The organism is Bradyrhizobium sp. RDI18 (assembly GCF_043203335.1).
Lineage (GTDB): Bacteria > Pseudomonadota > Alphaproteobacteria > Rhizobiales > Xanthobacteraceae > Bradyrhizobium > Bradyrhizobium retamae.
In genome coordinates this window covers 3200020-3220910 of sequence record NZ_JBICRN010000008.1, presented here as the reverse complement: position 1 = coordinate 3220910, position 20891 = coordinate 3200020, and the positions used below count along the sequence as shown (strand labels likewise).

15 protein-coding genes and 1 pseudogene are annotated in these 20891 nt (G+C 63.6%); 13 read left to right on the top strand and 3 right to left on the bottom strand.

The window, feature by feature from the left end; genetic code table 11:
- Positions 1-2: 2 nt before the first annotated feature.
- From ACFXS9_RS24565 to ACFXS9_RS24530, 8 genes and pseudogenes are all read left to right on the top strand, one after another.
- Entirely contained in the window at positions 3-761 is a 759-nt protein-coding gene (locus ACFXS9_RS24565) for an ABC transporter ATP-binding protein (protein WP_392692905.1), read from the top strand.
- The gene (locus tag ACFXS9_RS24560) at positions 758-1474 is read left to right on the top strand and encodes an ABC transporter ATP-binding protein (protein WP_392692902.1); all 717 of its coding nucleotides are present in this window, start codon (positions 758-760) and stop codon (positions 1472-1474) included. The genes ACFXS9_RS24565 and ACFXS9_RS24560 overlap by 4 nt, the downstream gene beginning before the upstream one ends.
- A gap of 69 nt (positions 1475-1543) precedes the next feature.
- Complete coding sequence (locus ACFXS9_RS24555) at positions 1544-2320, top strand: enoyl-CoA hydratase/isomerase family protein (protein WP_392692899.1); 777 nt, start codon at positions 1544-1546, stop codon at positions 2318-2320.
- Entirely contained in the window at positions 2320-2775 is a 456-nt protein-coding gene (locus ACFXS9_RS24550; protein ID WP_392692896.1) for a MaoC family dehydratase, read from the top strand. The genes ACFXS9_RS24555 and ACFXS9_RS24550 overlap by 1 nt, the downstream gene beginning before the upstream one ends.
- A gap of 4 nt (positions 2776-2779) precedes the next feature.
- Positions 2780-3638: pseudogene (locus ACFXS9_RS24545) on the top strand (HpcH/HpaI aldolase/citrate lyase family protein).
- 199 nt (positions 3639-3837) lie between these two features.
- Positions 3838-4779: a DMT family transporter gene (locus ACFXS9_RS24540; protein WP_392699989.1), complete on the top strand. Its 942-nt coding sequence runs from the start codon at positions 3838-3840 to the stop codon at positions 4777-4779.
- Between the two features lie 248 nt (positions 4780-5027).
- Positions 5028-7913, top strand: a complete 2886-nt coding sequence (locus ACFXS9_RS24535; RefSeq protein ID WP_392692893.1) for an autotransporter domain-containing protein — start codon at positions 5028-5030, stop codon at positions 7911-7913.
- 43 nt (positions 7914-7956) lie between these two features.
- Positions 7957-9039 carry a zinc-binding dehydrogenase gene (locus tag ACFXS9_RS24530; RefSeq protein WP_392692891.1) on the top strand — a complete coding sequence of 361 codons (1083 nt, stop codon included), beginning with the start codon at positions 7957-7959 and terminating at the stop codon, positions 9037-9039.
- A gap of 118 nt (positions 9040-9157) precedes the next feature.
- On the opposite strand, the gene ACFXS9_RS24525 is transcribed toward ACFXS9_RS24530, so the two are convergent.
- Positions 9158-10306, bottom strand: coding sequence for a DJ-1/PfpI family protein (locus ACFXS9_RS24525; protein WP_392692888.1), 1149 nt, complete (start codon positions 10304-10306; stop codon positions 9158-9160).
- Between the two features lie 453 nt (positions 10307-10759).
- Here ACFXS9_RS24525 and ACFXS9_RS24520 point away from each other — a divergent pair, with 453 nt between their 5' ends.
- Positions 10760-12199 carry an FAD-binding protein gene (locus ACFXS9_RS24520; RefSeq protein WP_392692886.1) on the top strand — a complete coding sequence of 480 codons (1440 nt, stop codon included), beginning with the start codon at positions 10760-10762 and terminating at the stop codon, positions 12197-12199.
- Positions 12200-12208: 9 nt separating this feature from the next.
- Here the strand turns inward: ACFXS9_RS24520 and ACFXS9_RS24515 are convergent, their stop codons facing one another.
- On the bottom strand, positions 12209-13102 hold the full coding sequence (locus tag ACFXS9_RS24515; RefSeq protein WP_392692883.1) for a LysR family transcriptional regulator: 894 nt from the start codon (positions 13100-13102) through the stop codon (positions 12209-12211).
- Between the two features lie 809 nt (positions 13103-13911).
- Positions 13912-14373, bottom strand: coding sequence for an Lrp/AsnC family transcriptional regulator (locus ACFXS9_RS24510; protein ID WP_057844495.1), 462 nt, complete (start codon positions 14371-14373; stop codon positions 13912-13914).
- A gap of 136 nt (positions 14374-14509) precedes the next feature.
- Between ACFXS9_RS24510 and ACFXS9_RS24505 the strand changes: the two genes are divergently transcribed.
- The 4 genes from ACFXS9_RS24505 to bla all read left to right on the top strand — a co-directional run bounded on the left by ACFXS9_RS24505 (position 14510) and on the right by bla (position 20891).
- Positions 14510-16876, top strand: coding sequence for a transketolase (locus ACFXS9_RS24505; protein WP_392692880.1), 2367 nt, complete (start codon positions 14510-14512; stop codon positions 16874-16876).
- A 257-nt stretch (positions 16877-17133) separates the two neighbouring features.
- Positions 17134-18231: an ISAs1 family transposase gene (locus tag ACFXS9_RS24500; RefSeq protein ID WP_392692877.1), complete on the top strand. Its 1098-nt coding sequence runs from the start codon at positions 17134-17136 to the stop codon at positions 18229-18231.
- A gap of 190 nt (positions 18232-18421) precedes the next feature.
- Complete coding sequence (locus ACFXS9_RS24495; protein WP_392692874.1) at positions 18422-19852, top strand: aldehyde dehydrogenase family protein; 1431 nt, start codon at positions 18422-18424, stop codon at positions 19850-19852.
- A gap of 148 nt (positions 19853-20000) precedes the next feature.
- Positions 20001-20891, top strand: coding sequence for a subclass B3 metallo-beta-lactamase (gene bla / locus ACFXS9_RS24490; RefSeq protein ID WP_392692872.1), 891 nt, complete (start codon positions 20001-20003; stop codon positions 20889-20891).

The following is a 20891-nucleotide window of genomic DNA, read 5'->3' as shown; positions in this document are numbered from 1 at the left end:
CCATGCTGGAGATACGCTCCCTTTCCAAATCATTTGGCGGCGTCAAGGCGACGGACAATGTCACGCTGGATTTCACAGATGGTTCGCTCACCGCCGTGATCGGCCCCAACGGAGCCGGCAAGAGCACGTTCTTCAACCTGATCACCGGCGCGTTGAAGCCCGACGCCGGCCAGATATTGCTCAACGGCCTCGACTTGGCCGGGCGCCCGCCGCCTGAGATCGTTCGCCACGGCATCGGCCGCGCGTTCCAGGTCGCGAGCATCTTTCCGTCGCTGACGGTGCAGGAGACGATGCTGGCAGCCGTGTGCGCCGATCAGCGCAAAGCCAGCGTCCTGCACCGTCGCTTCCCGCTGGCGGAGACCCGCGACCGCGCCGAGCATGCGATGGAATTGCTGGGACTGGCCAGCAAGCGAAACCGCACCGCGGCGACGCTGTCGCATGGCGACCAGAAGCTGCTCGATATCGCACTCGCGCTGGTGCTCGATCCGAAGGTGCTGCTGCTCGACGAGCCAACCGCCGGCATGGGCACTGAAGAACGCTGGCGGATGATCGAGAAGGTGAGGGAGCTCTGGGAGACGCAGAAGATCACGGTGGTGTTCATCGAGCACGACATGGATATCGTGTTCAAGATCGCGCCCGAGATCGTCGTGCTCTGCTACGGCCGCATTCTTGCAACCGGCAAACCGGATGCGATCCGCCGCAACGAGGCGGTGATCGAGGCCTATCTCGGCACCGAACACCATGCGGGGATCACTGTATGAGTGCGCAGCCGGTCGTGCAGGTCCAGGACCTCGACGTCTATTACGGCACCAGCCAGATATTGTTCGGCGTCAGCCTGTCGGTGCAGCAGGGCGAGACGATGGCGCTGCTCGGCCGCAATGGCGCCGGCAAATCGACCACCATGAAGGCCATCATGGGGCTTGCGCCGGCCCGCCGCGGCACGGTCACCTTGCAAGGCAGGGTTGTCTCCGGGCTGAAGCCGCATCACATCGCGCGCGCCGGCCTCGGCTTCGTGCCGGAGGATCGCCAGATCTTTCCCGAACACACGGTCGAGGACAATCTGGTCATTGGTGCCAAGAAGGGTCCCAATGGGGAGGATGAATGGCCGATCCGGCGCATCTATGACGTGTTTCCGCTGCTGGAGCCGCTGCGGCATCGGATCGCGGGAAGGCTGTCGGGTGGCGAACAGCAGATGCTGGCGATCGCGCGCACGCTGATGGGCAATCCCGCGCTGCTGCTGCTGGACGAGCCGAGCGAGGGGCTGGCGCCGATCATCGTGCAGCGGATCGGCGAACTCTTGCGGCAGCTTCGCGGCACCGGAGCCACCGTGCTGATCGCCGAGCAGAACATGCATTTTTGCCTTGGCCTTGCGAGCCACGCGACGGTTATCGACAAGGGCCAGATCGTCTACACATCTGGAATCGAAGAGCTGAAAGCCAACGACAATATTCGGCAGCGCTATCTCGCGCTGTAGCTTTCGGCCCAGCACTATCGACGATCTGGTCGAGGCCGGCGCGGTGCGTCAGGTCAGGGGAGGCACGGCATGAGTACCGATCTGGTTCGTTATTCCGTATCTAGCAATATTGCCGAGATCATGCTGGATCGCCCGCCGGTCAATGCGCTCAGCATGGACCTGATCGATGCGTTGCTGGCGGCGCTTTCGAAGGCGAGGGACGACGAGGAGGTGCGCGCTGTTATTATCGGCAGTGCGCACAAGGTGTTTTGCGCCGGGCTCGATCTGGATATTGTTCGCGGCAAGCCCGGAATTGAGACCAAGAAGTTTCTCGAACGGCTGTATTTTGCGCTCAACGATACCCAGTATCGCATGGGTAAGCCGACGATTGCTGCAGTCGACGGCGCGGTTCGCGCCGGCGGCATGACGATTGCGATCTCCTGCGACATGATCATCGCGGGCGAAGGCTGTACCTTCGGCTATCCCGAGATCGATGTCGGGCTGATCCCGGCCATTCACTTCGTGCAACTGCCGCGGCTGGTTGGCAAGCACCAGGCTTTTGGGCCGCTGTTCCTCGGCGAACCTTTCGATGCCGCAACTGCCTTTCGCATGGGGTTGCTGAGTGAGGTCGTTCCGAAGGGAATCGCGCTGGATCGGGCGCGGGAGGTCGCGCGCAAGCTTGCTGCCAAATCCCCCATCGTCATGAAGATCGGGCGCGATGCTTTCATGCGGGCGGTGGACGCCGATTTCCGCCGCTCGGTCGAAAATGCCGCCGAGAGCTTTGCACTCGTTGCAACGACGGAGGACTGTCAGGAAGGCTTGAATGCGTTCGTCGAGAAGCGAACGCCAAACTACAGGGGGCGCTGATGGCTGGATTGTATTTCGAGGAGTTCGAGGTCGGCCGCGAATTCCATCACGAGTTCAGCCGCACGGTGACCGAGATGGACAACACGCTGTTCAGTCTCCTAACCATGAACCCGCAGCCGCTGCATATTGACGCGCATTTCGCCGAGAATACCGAATTCGGCCAGCGGCTGTTCAACAGCCTCTATACGCTCGGCATCATGATCGGCATGAGCGTCTACGACACGACGCTCGGCACCGCGATCGGCAATCTCGGCATGACCGATGTGAAATTTCCAAAACCGGTATTCCACGGCGATACGCTCAGGGCGCACACCAAGATCATATCCAAGCGTGAGAGCAAGTCGCGGCCGAACCAGGGCATTGTCGAGTTTGAGCATACCATGACCAATCAGCGCGGCGAGGTGGTGGCAAGCTGCCGCCGGACCGGCCTGATGCATTGCAAACCGAAAGCGTAAAACGATGCGATCGTTCCTGTTCGTTCCCGGCGACAGCCTGCGCAAGTTCGAGAGCGCCAAGAAGACCGCGGCTGACGCGCTGATCCTCGACCTCGAGGATTCTGATCGCGCCGGATGAGAAAGTCGGGGCGCGGCGGATCGTGCGCGAGATGCTCGACGCCCGGAATCCGAACCAGAAGATGTACGTCCGCGTCAACGCGCTCGATACCGACTTGACGCTTGGCGACCTCGCGGCCGTCATGCCGGGCCGACCTGACGGCATCGTGCTGCCGAAATGCGCCGGCGCTGCCGACGTGAACCGTCTGTCGCTGTATCTCGATGCCTTCGAGGCCGCCGCCGGGATTGAACAGGGATCGACGAGGATCGTCACCGTAGCGACGGAGACGGCGAGGGCAGTGCTCAAGTTGCTGGATTTCGAGAACATGAGCCCGCGGCTGTGGGGCATGATGTGGGGCGCCGAGGATCTCGCTGCGTCGCTCGGCGCGTCGCGCAACCGGACCGCCGGCCGCTTTCATGGCCCGTTCCTGCTGGCGCGCGATCTCTGCCTGATCAGCGCGGCCGCGGCCGGCGTCGTCGCCATCGATACCATCGCCACCGACATCAACGATCTCGACGCGCTCAGGGAGGAATCCATTGCCGCCCGACAGGATGGGTTCCTTGCCAAGGCGGTGATCCATCCCAAGCACGTCGATGTCGTCAATGCCGCCTTCATGCCGACGGATGAGGAAATCGCCTGGTCGGAAAAGGTCGTCAAAGCGTTCAACGACAATCCGACGTCAGGTGTCGTGAAGATCGACGGCAAGATGATCGACAAGCCGCATCTGCGCGCCGCGGAGAAGATTTTGGCGCTGCGAGGACGGTAGCGCGGTCATCTGCACCATCCTTAACAAAGTGTTGCCATCGCGCCCTCAGCGCATATCGGCATCCTGTTTTCGGACCTAGTCGCATTGGGCGAATTGGTGTTTTTTACAACCTCGCCCGATTCGAAAATTGCTGCCTATCGAGATTGCCGTGACGCCGCCCCCCGCCGCAGCCGCCAGGCTGGACAGCGCTCCATTACCTTTGCCATCGAAGGAAACCGCCACCGTCCGCAAGGCGCCCGCGCGCGCCGATCGGCCGTTCAAGGGCATCGCGCTGGTGCTGGCCTCGACGGTGTTTCTCGGCGCCTCCGACGTCACGGCGAAATATCTGTCCGCGACCCTGCCTTCGATCGAGATCGCCTGGATCCGCTTCCTGGTGTTCGCGATGATCATGACGCCGGCGATGCTGCCGGGTTCCCCGCTCTATGCGCTGCAGACCAAACGCCGCGGCCTGCATCTGTTGCGCGGCGCGGCGCTGTTGGGCTCGTCGCTGTTCTTCATCTCCGGCCTGCGGTTTCTTCCCATTGCGGAGGCCTCTGCCACCGGTTTCGTCGCGCCGCTGTTCGTCACCGCGCTGTCGATCATCTTTCTCGGCGAGAAGGTCGGCCTACGCCGCTGGATCGCGACCGGCGTTGGCCTGGTTGGCGTGCTGATCATCCTGCGTCCAGGCACCGGCGCGTTTCACCCCGCGGCGTTCTTTCCGCTGGTCTCGGCGCTGGCCTGGGCCTGCACGCTGATCATGACGCGGATGATGAGCGGCACCGAGCGCGCCATCACCACCATGACCTATTCGTCGATCGCGGGCCTGCTCATTCTCTCCGCGCTGGTCCCGTTCGTCTGGGTGACGCCGACCTGGCACGATATCGCCTTCGGCATCCTGATCGGTGTCGCATCGACCGCGGGGCAGTGGATCGTGGTGCTGGCGTTCCGCTATGCCGACGCCTCCGTGCTGGCGCCGTTTTCCTACACGCAATTGCTGTGGGTCAGCGTGCTTGGCTTCCTGATCTTCGGCGAAGTCCCCGATGCCTACACGATCACCGGCGCCGCCTTCATCGTCGCCTCCGGCCTCTACACCGCCCATCGCGAACGGGTCCGCCGGTCGCAGCTTCTGACGGTCTCGGGCGAGTCGTCGCCCAACGCCTGATCCCGCCCGAATAGCCTGGCCGCCAAAAACGTGGCGCGCGTGCCACAGCCGCGCGGTAAAACGCCTGGTTGTCGTGCAATACTAACGGATTCAACCCCGCATCCGTAATCCTGCGGTGGAACCCATGCTAGGGAGCTCCGACGGGCGCCGGAAGAGCGCCTGATAATGGGGTTCGGGCGTTGTTTCTTCAGTTGCTTCCGTCGGCGCAGGGCCGACGTCGCCGGGATGCGGCTGCGCGGGCAGTTGCTATGTCGGCATTTTTCGTTGGTCTCAGCCTCGCGCCCGCGAACGCGGCCTGCGCGCCCGATCCGGCATCGAGCGGCGATACCGTCACCTGCAGCGGCAGCACCCTCGGCGGCTTTCAGGCCGGCGGCGGCGTCAACAGTCTCACCGTCAACGTGCTGCTGGGGGCTGTCGTCAGCCACGGCGGCGGTGGCTCGGCCATCGGCGTCAATGACTTCAATACCATTACCAATAGCGGAACGATCACCGGCGGGACATTGAGCACCGGCATCTTCGCCGGCGTGAACAACACGATTGTCAACGCCGTCTCCGGCGTCATTATCATGGCCGACCTAAGTCAGGGAATCTTCGTCGCCGGCAACAGCACGGTGACGAACGCAGGCCAAATCACGATCACCGCGCCCGGGCCGGCGGACGGCATCCTGGCGATCAACGACGACAACACCGTCAGCAACCTCGCCGGCGCAACCATTACCATATTCGGCCAAGCCTCCGGCATCTCGATGCAGGGCAATCGCGCCATCGTCAACAATGCCGGCACGATCAACGCGGGTCCCCTCAGCACCGGAATCGATGTGTTCGGCGACGATGCCCTGATCACGAGCAGCGGCGTGATCAACGTTGCCAACAGCACCGTCGGGATCCTGGCGCAGGGCGACCGCGCACTGATCACCCATTTCGGTACCATCAATGGCAGCACCGACAGCGCTGGCGTCGCCTATAACGGCTCGTCCGCCACGATCAGCAACAGCGGCCGTATCCTTCTTGGCGACGATACGCTCGGCATCGTCGCCAATACGGTCGGCATCGTCGTGCTCGGCGATTCCAACACCATCACCAACAGCGGCACCATCACCGTCGGAAATGGCTTCGCCGCCGTAGGAATCGACGTCAGCAGTTTCGGCGGCAGCAACTCCATCATCAACACCGGAACGATCAACGTCGGCGCGGACGCGACGGGTATTTTACTCCAGGGCACGGGCACGGTTTTCAACTCCGGCACGGTCAATGCCGCGGCTGGATTCGCGGCGATCGAACTCTGCGGCTGCGGCAACAGCACCCTGACGCTCGGACCCGGCAGCGTCATCAACGGCCTCGTGATCGGCAACGGAACAGATACGTTGCAGCTTGGCGGTACCGGCAAGGATACCTTCAACCTCAGCCTGATCGGCGCCGGCCAGCAATATGACGGCTTCTCGATCTTCAACAAGGTCGACAGCTCGAACTGGACCGTTACCGGCACCGGCGCGCAGAACTGGAACGTGCTCGGCGGCACGATTTCGGTCAACGGCGTCATCAATGGCCTCGTGACCGTGAACGCCGGCGGCACGCTCGGCGGCACCGGCACCATCGACAATGTCCTCGTCAATGGCGGCGCGCTGGCGCCGGGCAATTCGATCGGCGCGCTCAACGTGGCGGGCAGCCTGACCTTCTCGGCGGCGTCGAGTTACATGGTCGAGGTCTCGGGCGCGAGCAGCGATCTCACCAGGGTCACCGGCGTGGCGACGCTTGGTGGTGCGACCGTCGTGGTCGTTCCGAGCGGCACGGTGACGAAGCAATACACGATCCTGACCGCGACCGGCGGCGTAGCGGACACGTTCAATCCGGTTGTGTCGGGCGTTTCGGCGAACCTGAACCCGAGCCTCAGCTATGACGCCAACAACGTCTATCTGAATTTCGCGCTGAACTATGGCGGCGGCCTCAATGTCAACCAGCAGAACGTGGCCAACGCGCTGACCAATTTCTTCAATACCACCGGCGGCATCCCGGCCGGCTTCGCCTCGCTCTCGCCGGCCGGCCTGACGCAGGTCTCCGGTGAACTGGCGACCGGATCGCAGCAGGCGACTTTCGATGCCATGAACCTGTTCCTGTCGCTGATCTCGGATCCGTTCGTGGCGGGCCGCAATGGCGGCGTCGGTGGCAACACCGGTGCAATCCCGTTCGCCGAGGAGAGCGCGCTCGGCTATGCCGCGAAGAAGCCCCGCGCCGTGCGCGACGCCTTTGCCAAACTCCCGACCAAGGCGGACATCGCGCGCAACGATCTGTTCGACCAGCGCTGGAGCGTCTGGGGCTCCGTCTTCGGCGGCGGCAGCAACACGTCAGGCAATGCCACGCTCGGCTCGAACGACGCGACCGCGCGTGTGTTTGGCTTTGCCGTGGGCGCCGATTATCGCCTCTCGCGCGACACGCTGGCAGGCTTTGCGCTCGCCGGCGGCGGCACCAATTTCAGCGTCTCGGGTTTTGGCTCAGGGCGCTCGGACCTGTTCCAGGCCGGCGCCTTCGTGCGGCACGATATGGGTCAGGCTTACGTCACCGCTGCTGCCGCGTATGGCTGGCAGGATGTAACCACGGAGCGCACCGTCACGGTGGCCGGCTTCGAGCGCCTGCGCGCCGAGTTCAACGCCACCGCCTATTCCGGCCGCATCGAGGGCGGTTACCGCTATACGACGCCGTGGATGGGCATCACGCCCTATGCCGCCGGCCAGTTCACCACCTACAGCCTGCCGGCCTATGCCGAGCAGGTGCTGGCGGGCACCGGGACCTTTGCGTTGAACTACGCGGCCAAGGACGTCACGGCCTCGCGCAGCGAACTCGGCGTTCGCACCGACAAGTCCTTTGCCGTGCAAAATGGTGTCCTCACCTTGCGCGGCCGCGCCGCCTGGGCGCACGATTTCAATACCGATCGCAACGTCACGGCGCTTTTCCAGACGCTGCCGGGCGCGGCCTTCATCGTCAACGGCGCCGCGCAGGCGCATGATTCCGCGCTCGTCACGGGCGCAGCCGAGATGAAATGGCTGAACGGCTGGTCGGCCGCCGCGATCTTCGAGGGACAGTTGTCCGACGTCACCAGTTCCTACGCCGGCAAGGGCGTTGTGCGCTATTCGTGGTGATCCTCCGTGCTAAGGTAAGCAAAAATCACCGGGAGGATCTTTCGTGCGCGCAGCCATTTTCCGCATCGGGGAAATTGTCGTCGACGAGATGCCGGAGCCGAAACCCGGTGCCGGGCAGGTGCTGGTGAAGTCGCTGGCCTGCGGCATCTGCGGCTCCGACCTGCATGCGCGCAAGCACGCGCAGCGCATGGTGGAGCTCGCCAAGCATTTTCCGGGCCGCAAGCCGATGGACCTTTCGCGCGACGTCGTGTTCGGCCATGAATTCTGCTGCGAGGTGCTGGACTATGGTCCTGGCACCACGGGCAAGTTCAAGGCGGGCACCAGGGTTTGCTCGCTGCCGGCGCTGCTGACCCCGGAAGGCCCGATGGGCATCGGCTATTCCAACGACAATGTCGGCGCTTACGCCGAGCGCCTGCTGCTCAGCGAAACCCTGCTGCTCGAAGTTCCGAACGGTCTCGCCGCCGAACACGCCGCGCTCACCGAACCACTCGCGGTCGGCGTTCATGCCGTGGCAAAAGCCAGCATCAGGGGAGGCGAGGTGCCCTTGGTGATCGGCTGCGGCCCGGTCGGGCTCGCCGTCATCGCAGCGCTGAAGATCAGGGGATTGCACCCGATCGTGGCCGCCGATTACTCGCCGGCTCGCCGCGCGCTCGCCGAAAAGCTCGGCGCCGACGTCGTCGTCGATCCCGCACGCTCGCAGCCTTACGCGACCTGGGCCGAGCACGCCCAGATGTCGCCGGAGGAAAAGGCCGCGCGCCCGCCGCTGCAGGCGCTGTTGCCGGCGCTGAAACCCGCGCTGATCTTCGAATGCGTCGGCGTGCCCGGCCTGATCCAGCAGGTGTTCGAGGGCGCGCCGCGCGATGCCCGCATCGTCGTGGTCGGCGTCTGCATGGAGACCGACCGCTCCGAGCCGATGCTCGGCATCCTGAAGGAGCTCAATGTTCAATACGTGCTCGGCTACTCGCCCGAGGAATTCGCCTATTCGCTCCGCCTGATCGCGGAAGGGCAGGTGGACGCCGCCTCGATGGTGACCTCCACCGTCGGCATCGACGGCGTCGCCAAGGCCTTTGCCGATCTCGCCAACCCGGAAGTGCACACCAAGATCATCGTCGAGCCGTGGCGGTGAGGGCCGTGTAGGGTGGGCAAAGGCGCGTTTGCGCCGTGCCCACCATCCATCATTTTGATGGTGGGCACGCTTCCACCTTCGCTCTTCGAGCTACGGCGGACAAGTCGCTTTGCTCACCCTACGGCGCTGGACGCTTCGGATATTCGAGCTGCATCGCGACGAAGTCGGCGGTATCTGTTCCGTAGCGCGCAGCAATGCCCACAAGCGCGTGGTCCAGCGCTTCCGCCGGTTTCGCATTCTCGTTCGCCGGCAGCAATCGCGCCGCGGGCCAGTCCGCCGCGACCTGGTCGGGAAGTATCCGCAAGCCGCCGCGACTGTGCTGCGCGCCGGCAGTGCTGGCGAACGTCACCGCCCGTGAGCGATAGGTCCGCGACCAGGCATCGGTGACGAGCGCCAGCGACACCTCGTCGACGCCGCCCTTGAGTTCGATGCCGAGCTGCTCGTGCGCCCAGACCGCGGCCGTGTTGCGGATAGCCGTCAGCGCAAACGGGCGCGTGAACTTGAACGCGTCGCTCTCGTGGCGCGCATCCCACTCGGCGAGGCCGATCTCGCGGCCGACGGCGCGCGCCTTGTCGGGGCCGGCAATCGCCTCTATCAGCGTGAGCGACATCGGCATCGACGCCGTGATCCCGGTAGTCGTCGCCACGCCCTTGTCGACCACCAGCCGCCGGTCTCTGACATAGCGCATGGTGGGATGCTTGCCGCGCAACTCCGTGACGGAATACCAGTGCGTGGTGGCCTGCTTGTCGTGCAGCAGCCCGGCATCGCCGACCACCTTGGCGCCGGCGCAGACGCCGATCACGATTGCACCCTTGGCCGACTGGCTTCGGATCCATTGCAGCGCATCGGGATCGTCGTCGCGGCTCATGGCGGGGACGATGACATAGTCGGCGCCGTCGGGATGCTGCGCATCGAAGTCCGCTGTTGTCGCGTGCGGTTCGACCTTGAGCGTCGGAAAGAGTGTTACCGGACCCGGTTTCGTCGCCAGCGTCACGACGTCGGCCACATCGGCGCGCCGGAGGATGCCGTAGGGCATCAAATAATCGGTGGTTTCGGTGGCGTCATTGATCCCGATGATCGCGATCAGCGGGCGCTGCCGCTTCGGCGGCTTCAGCGCCGCGACCGTCGCATCGCGCTCGTCTTGCGTAATCGCCGGCGGGGCCGCGGCCGAGGACGCCGGTGGCAATGAGAAAATCCAGGCTCCGCCGATCACGGCTACAAGCGCGACTGCGCCGAGCGCGCTCCACAATACACGTCGCGAATTCATCGGTTTGCCGGCACGCGCCTCACTCATATCGACCAACCGCAGTCTACAGCGGCAGTGATCCGCCTGAAATGACGTAAATCCGGCGAAAACGGCCATGCGTCGAAATGGTCGTGAGGTGAATGTCGACGACGCGATCACTCAATTTCGTGTCCCGGACGCGGCGCAGCGTGAAACGCTGCTCCGCAGAGCCGGGACCCATTGTGCCCGTGAGATGGACCCCGGCTCTGCTGCGCAGCGCTGACGCGCTGCGCAGCGTCCGGGGAACGCACGCCGAGATCGCGGCGGCGGTTGCATGGGCGTCAGACTTTCACCTCACAGCATGAACGGCGATCGCTGCCGCCGGGATCATCCCGGTTTGCGGGAATGTCCATCCGGCTGGCAATTATTGTCTCATGCCGAGTAGCGCCACAGTTTTGCGGGCGAGCGTCACGGCTTCTGGACAGGGAGGGCTTCATGCCATCGGACAGACGTATGTTCTTGGGCGCAGGCCTCGGCGTCACCGCCGCGCTCGCTTCGCACGCCAGCGCCTTGGCAGCATCGGCGCAGGCGGTGTCGGCAGACGGTCCGCCTCTGCCTGCCAATGTCCGCCTTGAGCCGGAGGTGCGCGCCGCCGCAGCCCATGATTTTGGCCGCCTCATTCACAAGCAACCGCGCGGCGTGCTCAGGCCCGCATCGAGCGCCGACATTGCGGGCCTGGTGCGCTGGGCGAAAGGCCGCGACGTCAAGGTGGCGGCGCGCGGTCAGGGTCACTCGATCTATGGCCGCCCGCTGTCCGCAGACGGCATTGTAGTCGATATGAGCGCGATGAACGTGATCCACGATATCCAGCACGATCGCGTCGTGGTCGACGCCGGTACAGTGTGGCGAGATCTGCTTGATGCAACCTTGGCGCAGGGACTGACGCCGCCGGTGCTGACCAACTATCTCGGCCTATCGGTCGGAGGAACGATCGCGGTGGGCGGCATCGGCGCGACGTCATCCCGGCATGGCATGCAAACCGACAACGTCATTGCGATGGACGTGGTGACGGGCGATGGCAATGAACTGAGTTGCTCGGCGGCCAGTAACGCCGATCTCTTCGACGGCGTCCGCGCCGGCCTGGGCCAATGCGGCATCATTACGCGGGCAACGCTGCGCCTGGTGCGCGCTCCCGAGCGTATCAGGCGCTTTCAGCTCTTCTATCGTGATTTGCGCTTCCTGACGGCGGACCAGCGGCGCGTGCTGACGGAGGGGCGCTTCGACCAGTTGCAGGGGGCCATTCTTCCCGATGGCAGCGGCGGTTGGCGGTACCAGCTCGACGGCGCGATACCCTATAGCAGCGGCTCGGCCCCCGATGACAAGGCGGTGCTTTCCGGATTGTCGGATGAGCGCGGCGCCGCCGTCATCGCCGACCTGACCTATCGCGAGGACGCCCTGGCGTTTGGAAAGTTCGAAAATCTGCTGCGCTCCAAAGGCCAGTGGTCCAATTCGCAGCCCTGGTTGTTGACGTTCCTGCGCGGCAGCAACGCCGAACGGGTCGCCGGCGATATTTTGGCTGGTCTGAAGGGCGATGCTGTTGGTCCGTTCGGGCGGATAACTCTCTACCCGTTGCTCACGAGAGTGTTTCATACGCCGCTGGTTCGTCTGCCGGAGGAAGATGTCGTTTTTGTCTTCAACCTCATTCGCATCCCCGCATCGAACGATGCGGCGGCGGCACAGCGGATGGTCGCGGCAAATCGTACGCTCTACGATCGCATTCGCGAAGCCGGCGGCGTTCAGTATCCCGTCGGTGCCTTCGCCATGTCGCCTGGCGATTGGGAGGTTCACTTCGGATCAAGCTTGCCGCAGCTTCGCGAAGCCAAGCGGCGCTACGATCCACAACATCTGCTGGCGCCCGGATATAATGTATTCTGACGTGCTGACCTAAAGCAGATCGGTCTTCAGGCTGCTCGCCAGAAAATCCGAGAAACGCCGGACGCGCTCCAGCGGCGCCCGTGTCGGAGGCCAGACCAATTGGATCTGCATTCCCTCGGGTTCGAATTCCGGCAGCACGATCGTGAGCGCGCCCTGCGCGACAAGATCGCTGATCTGCCACAGCGGCAGCCGGGCAAGGCCGGTGCCTTCGCGCGCGGCAGCCCGGATCGAAGCGGCGCTGTTCGAACGAAAGCGGCCGTGCACCTTGGTCGACTGCAGCCGGCCGTCGATCCGAAACGGCCATTTGTCGGTGACCTCGGCGCCGGCCCGCAAGATGCAGGCGTGTCGATCGAGATCGCCTGGATGCTGCGGCCGGCCATGTTCGGCGAAATAAGACGGCGCGCCGACGACGACCACGCGCAGCGTATGCAATCGCCGTGCGATCAGGGATTCATCGGCGGAGTCGCCGATCCGCACGGCAATATCGAGGCCATCAGCAACGAGATCGACCTGCTCGTCGGAGGCTCGAAGCTCGACATCCACGTTGGGATAGAGTTTTAGAAAACGGCTGACGATCGGCGCCACGTAGGACGACGCAAACAGAATGGGCGCACCGATTTTCAACGGCCCCAGAATTTCGCCGCGCAGGTTGGCTGCCTCGGCCCGCGCCTCGATGATTTCTGCAACCGCCGGCTTGATGCGTTCGTAAAATACCCGCCCGGCCTCGGTTGGCTCCGACCGCCGCGTGGTGCGTTTGACGAGCTCGACGCCGAGCGCACGTTCCAGCGCCATCAGCGACCGGTTGAGGGATTGCAACGGGCGCCGAAGATGACGAGAGGCCGCCGCCTGGCTGCCCTTCTCGATGACCGCCAGGAAGGCTTCGAGATCGTCCAACCGTTCCAATTCGATATGCCGCGTCTGATATACCGCCCCTTGGGAAGGTGGATCGAACACCCAGTAATTGCAAGGTCGGCAGGCGCGACAGGCAAATCACTTCTGATTTTCAGAAATCGTGTCAAGCCCGGGAATCAGAAAGAATCAAAAATATTCCGCTTCACGCGAGAGGCAAATCAGCCGCATATTTCCGCCCGTCTCACCCATTGAGGGGCGCTCGCGATCGTCACGAACGTGCGGTGAGATGCGATGGACGCGGAATGCGCAAGACGTAGGCGCAGGAAGCGTACGGCGAAGTCGTGTGGTTCGGGCGCCGCGGTGCTGGCGTTAAGTTGGCGGGAAGTGTCCCGCCGACGACGGAGGCAATAAAGCCGTTCTCCGGGAAGAGCACGAAGTAAGCCGTAAAGCCATTGCGCAGGGAAGGCCGGGATGCTCCCGCTGTACCTGTATGCTCGTGTGCATTTTTTATGCGCAAGCAGCACACGAGACCGCGGGTGCAGCCAGCACCCGGTCTTCCCTGCGCCCTCTCAATGAGAGGGCGGGAGATTCTAGGCAAACCTCGGGCAGTTCATGTCGCGAGATCGCGAACGTGTATTCGGCTTTGAGAATTGAATCCGAAAACTCTTTCGTCGTCCCTGCGAACGCAGGGACCCATAGCCACCGGCCGAAGTTGTCTTGTTAGGTTGTTGTTATGTCTTTTCCAACAGGAACTGCCGCGGAGTATGGGTCCCTGCGTTCGCAGGGACGACGATGGTGGGTGTCGCTGTCTCCCCGTCATTGCGACCCCGTTGGCTCGCAATGACGGCGTGAGCGCCGAGCTACACCGGCAGCGCGATCGAATACTTCACCTGGCTCAGCGCAAAGCTCGACTCGATGGACGCGATGCCGTCGAGCCGAGTCAGCTTGGTCTTCAGGAACGCTTCATAGGAGGAGAGGTCGGCCGCCACGACGCGCAGGAGGTAATCGCGATTGCCGGTCATCAGATAGCACTCCAGTACTTCGTCCCATTTCGAGATCGCTTTGGCAAAGCGGTTGAGGTCTTCCTCCTTCTGCCGCGCCAGCTTGATCGAGATGAAGACGCTGACATGCAAGCCCAACGATTTCTGGTCGACGGTCGCGATGTAGCGGGTGATGACGCCGCGCTCTTCCAGAAGCTTGACGCGGCGATGGCAGGGCGACACGGACAGGCCGACCTTGTCGGCGAGTTCCTGCATGGTCATGCGGCTGTCGGACTGCAGCAGGGCAAGAATCTTGCGGTCGATCGCGTCGAGGGAGGGCATTGGGATGAACTCGGGGTTTGGAAGCGGATTGTGGGAAACTATCCCAATATCGGGCGGTATGTCGCAGGAAATTGAGAATTTTGGTGGCCCACCGCCCGCTAAAATCGGCGCATACTGAACGCTCCGGAGCATGGCCATGCCGATCGAGCCCGCACGCCTGGAAATGCTGACCGCGCTGGCGCGCAAGGTTTTGTGGTTGTCGTCATGGACCATCCATTACGCCAATCACGTCAGGCCTAACGTCGACGGCTTGAAGGTCGGCGGCCATCAGGCGTCATCGGCCTCGCTCGCCAACATCATGTCGGCGCTGTATTTCTCCGTGCTACGGCCGCAGGACCGCGTCGCGGTGAAGCCGCATGCAAGCCCGGTGTTTCACGCCATCCAGTATCTGTTCGGCCACCAGACCCGCCACAAGCTGGAAAATTTCCGCGGCTTCAAGGGCGCGCAATCCTATCCGTCGCGCACCAAGGACGCCGACGACGTCGATTTCTCCACCGGATCGGTCGGCCTCGGCGTCGCGCAGACCCTGTTCTCCTCGCTGGTGCAGGATTACGTCACTGCCCACGGCTGGATGAAGGAGCGCCCCGAGGGGCGGATGATTTCGCTCGTCGGTGACGCCGAGATGGACGAGGGCAATATTTTCGAGGCGCTGCTCGAGGGTTGGAAGCATGCGCTGCGCAACACCTGGTGGGTGGTCGATTACAACCGCCAGAGCCTCGATGCGGTCGTCCGCGAAGGGCTGTGGGCGAAGTTCGAGACGATGTTTCGCAATTTCGGCTGGGAGGTCGTGATCGTGAAATACGGCCGCCTGATGCAGGCCGCATTCGCCGAGCCCGGCGGCGAGGCCTTGCGGCGCTGGATCGATAATTGCCCGAACCAGATGTATGCGGCGCTATGCTTCCAGGGCGGCGCGGCGTTCCGCAAGCACTTGCAGGACGACATCGGCGATCAGGGGCAGGTCTCGCAACTGATCGACCGCCGCAGCGACGACGAATTGCTGGCGCTGATGTCCAATCTCGGCGGCCACGACATGGCCAGCATGATAGAGGCGTTTGAATCGATCGATCACGATCGGCCCGTCTGCTTCATCGCCTACACCATCAAGGGCGTCGGCCTGCCGATGCAGGGCCACAAGGACAACCACGCCGGCCTGATGACCGTGGCGCAGATGGAGAAGTGGCGCGCCGCGCAGAACATCCGACCCGGCCATGAATGGGACAAGTTCGAAGGCCTGTCGCAATCGCCGCCCGAACTCGAAGCATTTTTGGCGGCAGCGCCCTTCAACCAGGAAGGCCGCCGCCGGCTGACCGCGCCAGTGATCGAAGTGCCCGAGCGGCTTACCTTCAAGCCGGCGGCGCAGATGTCGACGCAGCAGGGTTTTGGGCTGGTGCTCAATGAACTGGCGCGCGGCGATACCGAACTGGCCGCGCGCATCGTAACCGCATCGCCTGATGTCACCGTCTCGACCAATCTCGGCGCCTGGGTCAACCGCCGCGGACTGTTCGCCAAAGCCGAAAACCACGATCTGTTCCGGCAGGAGAAGATCCCGTCCGCCTACACCTGGGAGTTCTCGCCGAAGGGGCAGCACCTCGAACTCGGCATCGCCGAGATGAACCTGTTCATCATGCTGTCGGCGCTCGGGCTGTCGCATCAGATCAACGGCGAGCGGCTGCTGCCGGTTGGCACGTTGTACGATCCCTTTATAGAGCGCGGCCTCGATGCGCTGAACTACGCCTGTTACCAGGACGCGCGCTTCATGGTGGTGGCGACGCCATCCGGCATCACGTTGGCGCCGGAAGGCGGCGCGCATCAGTCGATCGCGACGCCCTTGATCGGCATGGCGCAGGACGGGCTGACCTCGTTCGAGCCGGCGTTCGTCGATGAACTTGCCGTGATCATGGGGTGGGGCTTCCGCCATATGCAGCGCGAAGACGGCGAGGGCGGTTCGGTCTATCTGCGGCTGTCGACCCGCACGGTCGACCAGCCGCAGCGCATCATGACGCCGACCCTGCAGAGCGACATCACCGCGGGCGCTTACTGGCTGCGCGAGCCAGGTGCCAATTGCGATATCGTGATCGCCTATACCGGCGCGGTCGCGCCCGAGGCGATCGAGGCGGTGGGCTTGATCGGCGAAAGCCACCGCGATGTTGGTTTACTGGCGGTAACCTCCGCGGACCGGCTGCATGCGGGTTGGTCCGCCGCGCGGAACTTGCGCCGTGACCGCCGTGGCATCCAGCATCTCAGTCATATCGAAAAGCTGCTGGCGCCGCTGTCGCGCGATTGCGGTATTGTGACCGTCATCGACGGCCACCCGGCTGCGCTCGGCTGGCTCGGCAGCGTCCGTGGCCACCGCACTGAAGCGCTCGGCGTCGAGCAGTTCGGCCAGACCGGCACGATCGGCGACCTCTACCGCCACTACGGCATCGACGCCAACGCCATCATCGACGCCGCCGAAAGCCTCACCGTAGGCGCGCCGGTGCGGCATCGGAAGATGGCGGTGTGATTTCACCCTCCCCTGGAGGGGAGGGTCGACGAGCATCGCGCGAAGCAAGATGCTCGGCGGGGTGGGGTGACAGTCTCTCCTCGCAGGCAGCGCCCGAGTTGAGAGATCACCCCACCCCGTCTCACATTACGCTGCGCTTCATGTGAGCCGACCCTCCCCCTCCAGGGCAGGGGAATCGCATGTTCAATTCCGTAAGTTATTGCGAAGCGGTGAGAAATTGATTCTGAAGGTAGCTCCTGATTCGGATGGAGCGGCCGATGAATCGATTTGCGGAGTGCTTCGAGGAACTGCCGGACCCGCGCGCGGACAATGCGCTGCACGATCTGACGGAGATTTTGTTCATCGCCTTGATGGCGACGCTGTGCGGGGCAACGAGTTGCACCGACATGGCGCTGTTTGCGCGAATGAAGGCCTATCTTTGGGAGGGCGTGCTGGTGCTCGAGCATGGTCTGCCGAGCCACGACACGTTCAGCCGCGTGTTCCGCATGCTCGATCCGAAAGCGTTCGAGAAAGCCTTCCAGCGCTTCATGAAAGCCTTTGCCGAAGGCGCGAAGATCGAACGGCCAAAAGGCGTGATCGCGCTCGACGGCAAAGCGCTGCGGCGCGGCTACGAGCGCGGCAGGAGCCACATGCCGCCGGTCATGGTGACCGCTTGGGCGGCGCAGACCCGCATGGCGCTGGCCAACGTGCAGGCGCCGAACAACAACGAAGCTGCTGGCGCGTTGCAGTTGATCGAACTTCTGCAGCTCAAAGGCTGCGTGGTGACGGCCGATGCGCTGCACTGCCATCGCGGCATGGCCAAGGAGATCGTGGCGCGGGGCGGCGATTACGTGCTGGCGGTGAAGGAGAACCAGCCAGCGCTGTTGGCCGACGCCAGGGCGGCGATTGCCGCAGCGGTGCGCAAGGGCAAGAAGCCGGTTTCCACCACCGAGGCAGATCATGGCCGAAAGGAAAAGCGCAGCGTGCTTGTCGTGCCCGTCAAGGATATGGAGCGGAAGCACAACTTTCCGGGCCTCAAAGCCGTCGCGCGGATCAGCAGCAAGCGCGGCAAGGACAAAACCGTCGAGCGCTACTTCCTGATGAGCCAAAACTACAGCCGCACGCAGGTTCTGCGCATCGTTCGCACCCATTGGACCATCGAAAACGGCCTGCACTGGCCGCTCGATGTCATCCTCGACGAGGATCTGGCCCGCAATCGCAAGGACAACGGCCCGGCCAACCTTGCCGTACTCAGGCGCCTTGCCCTCAATGTTGCCAGAGCCCATCCCGACACAACCACCTCCTTGCGCCTCAAGCTCAAGCGCGCTGGCTGGAACGATGCCTTCCTCTTCGAACTCATTGCTCACATGCGATAGCCCTGCCCTCCAGGGGAGGGTAAACAAAGGTACACACCTTGCCCCCTCCGCTCGCCACCCTTATATCCAGCGCCTGCCGCATTGCGGCACCCCGCATATGGCGGGTTCAACTGCCGTGGCTTTCGTGCAAGGATGCCTGCCGAACGCTTCCGTTCCTCCCTCCATTGCTCCGAGATTAAAGAGGTTTCCGATGGTCAATCGCATGCAATTCTACATCGATGGCGCCTGGGTCGATCCTGTCGTCAAGAAGTCCACACCCGTCGTCAATCCGGCGACCGAGGAAGCGATGTATGAAGTTGCGCTCGGCTCCAAGGCCGACCTCGACAAGGCCGTTGCCGCCGCCAAGCGCGCCTTCGTGACCTATTCGCAGACCAGCCGCGAGGAGCGCATCGCGCTGATGGAAAAGATCGTCGCGGTCTACAAGGGCCGCATGAAGGAGATCGGCGCCGCCGTGTCCGACGAGATGGGCGCGCCGCTGCCGATGGCCGAACGGCTGCAGGCCGGCGCCGGCCTCGGCCACATCGCCTCCACGCTCGAAGTGCTGAAGAACTATCATTTCGAGGAGACACTCGGTTCGGCCGTCGTCGTGCGCGAGCCGCTCGGCGTCGTCGGCATGATTACGCCGTGGAACTGGCCGCTCAACCAGATCGCCTGCAAGGTCGCGCCCGCGCTCGCCGCCGGCTGCACCATGATCCTGAAGCCGTCGGAATTCACGCCGACCTCGGCCCTGATCTTCGCGGAAATCCTCCATGAAGCGGGCGTGCCGAAGGGCGTGTTCAACCTGCTCAACGGCCTTGGCCCCGAAGTCGGCGCCGCGATGGCCGAGCATCCGGACATCGACATGATCTCGTTCACGGGCTCGACCCGAGCCGGCGTCGACGTCGCCAAGCGCGCTGCGCCCACCGTGAAGCGCGTCAGCCAGGAATTGGGTGGCAAGTCGCCGAACGTCATCCTCGAAGGCGCCGATCTCACCAAGGCCGTCACCGGCGGCGTGATGCACATGTTCAACAACTCCGGACAGTCGTGCAACGCGCCATCGCGGATGATCGTGCCGCTGTCGAAGATGAAGGAAGTCGCCGCCATCGCCAAGGGCGTCGCCGACAAGACCAAGGCTGGCGATCCGCGTGCCGAGGGCACCACCATCGGCCCCGTGGTCAATCGCGGCCAGTGGGACAAGATCCAGGCGCTGATCCAGAAGGGCATCGACGAAGGCGCAACGCTGGTTGCTGGCGGTCCCGGTCTCCCCGAGGGCGTCAACAAGGGCTTCTATGTCCGCCCGACCATCTTCGCCGACGTCACCAACGAGATGACGATCGCGCGGGAGGAAATCTTCGGACCGGTGCTGACGATCATCGGCGCCAAGGATGAAGCCGATGCGGTGCGCATCGCCAACGACACGCCCTATGGTCTCGCCGGTTACGTCTCCGGCGATACGGTAGAAAGCGCGCGCCGCGTCGCCCGCCAGATCCGCGCCGGCAACGTCAACCTGCAGGGCGTGCCGAACGACCGCACCGCGCCGTTCGGCGGCTACAAGCAGTCCGGCAACGGCCGCGAATGGGGCAAGTACGGCCTCGAAGAATATCTCGAGGTCAAGGCGGTTGCCGGCTACAACGCGGCGTAATCAATGCGGCGCTCGCGCCGATCGTGAAAGATGCCGGCTGCGGAACCGCGGCCGGCATTTTTTTGACCAGAATCATCGTCAGGCTGAAGCCAACGTCAACGCGCGCCGATACAGCGACGATCCGACAAGAAAAGTGTGGAGGATGCCCGTGAAGAAAATTGCCGTTGCACTCGCCGCGCTGATGCCGCTGACTGCCGCCGCGGAGGCGCAGACGCCGAAGGACCTGATCGCGGCCCTCAAGGTAAAGTGGAACACGCCGACCGAGCCGTTCAAGATGATCGGCAACGTCTATTATGTCGGAACCGACGGCCTGGCCTCCTATCTGATCACGTCGCCGCAGGGCCATATCCTGGTCGATACGGTAATGCCGGAATCAACGGCGCAGATCAAAGCGAACATCGCGAAACTCGGGTTCAAGATCACTGATATCAAATATCTGCTCAATACCCACGCGCACATCGATCACACCGGCGGCCTTGCCGAAATGAAGCAGGCCAGCGGCGGCCAGATGGTCGCCGGCGAAGCCGACAAGCCGCTGCTCGAAGGCGGCTACTATCCGGGCGCGCAGGAAGATGCCGCGCTGGCGTTCCCGCCCGTGAAGGTCGATCGCACGGTTCGCGAAGGCGACACGGTCACGGTAGGTGACGTCACGTTGACCGCCCGCGAAACGCCCGGCCATTCGCCGGGCTGCACGAGCTGGTCGTTCTCGGTAAAGGACGGTGATGCCACGCGTTCGGTCCTCATCTTCTGCAGCGGCACGGTGGCGCTGAACCGCCTCGCCGGCAACCCGACCTATTCCGGCATCGTTACCGATTACCGGAAGACGTTCGCGCGGGCAAAGGACATCAAGCCGGATGTGCTGCTCGCGCCGCATCCGGAAATGTACAAGATGGCGGAGAAGCGCGCCAAGCTCGCTGATGGCGCGCCCAATCCGTTCGTCAGCCCCGGCGAGTTCAACGCCTATGCGGCGACGCTGGAGAAGGCGTTTGAAGACGCGCTTGCCAAGCAAACCGCCGCCGCGCAGGAAAAGAAGGGGTAG

What these genes read in the sequence shown, in the direction of transcription:
- ACFXS9_RS24565 (WP_392692905.1), top strand. Translation starts at nt 3, where the DNA reads ATGCTGGAGATACGCTCCCTTTCCAAATCATTTGGCGGCGTCAAGGCG.
- ACFXS9_RS24495 (WP_392692874.1), top strand. Translation starts at nt 18,422, where the DNA reads ATGGTCAATCGCATGCAATTCTACATCGATGGCGCCTGGGTCGATCCT.
- ACFXS9_RS24525 (WP_392692888.1), bottom strand. Translation starts at nt 10,306, where the DNA reads ATGAATTCGCGACGTGTATTGTGGAGCGCGCTCGGCGCAGTCGCGCTT.
- ACFXS9_RS24520 (WP_392692886.1), top strand. Translation starts at nt 10,760, where the DNA reads ATGCCATCGGACAGACGTATGTTCTTGGGCGCAGGCCTCGGCGTCACC.
- ACFXS9_RS24505 (WP_392692880.1), top strand. Translation starts at nt 14,510, where the DNA reads ATGCCGATCGAGCCCGCACGCCTGGAAATGCTGACCGCGCTGGCGCGC.
- ACFXS9_RS24535 (WP_392692893.1), top strand. Translation starts at nt 5,028, where the DNA reads ATGTCGGCATTTTTCGTTGGTCTCAGCCTCGCGCCCGCGAACGCGGCC.
- ACFXS9_RS24550 (WP_392692896.1), top strand. Translation starts at nt 2,320, where the DNA reads ATGGCTGGATTGTATTTCGAGGAGTTCGAGGTCGGCCGCGAATTCCAT.
- ACFXS9_RS24500 (WP_392692877.1), top strand. Translation starts at nt 17,134, where the DNA reads ATGAATCGATTTGCGGAGTGCTTCGAGGAACTGCCGGACCCGCGCGCG.
- ACFXS9_RS24555 (WP_392692899.1), top strand. Translation starts at nt 1,544, where the DNA reads ATGAGTACCGATCTGGTTCGTTATTCCGTATCTAGCAATATTGCCGAG.
- ACFXS9_RS24560 (WP_392692902.1), top strand. Translation starts at nt 758, where the DNA reads ATGAGTGCGCAGCCGGTCGTGCAGGTCCAGGACCTCGACGTCTATTAC.
- ACFXS9_RS24510 (WP_057844495.1), bottom strand. Translation starts at nt 14,373, where the DNA reads ATGCCCTCCCTCGACGCGATCGACCGCAAGATTCTTGCCCTGCTGCAG.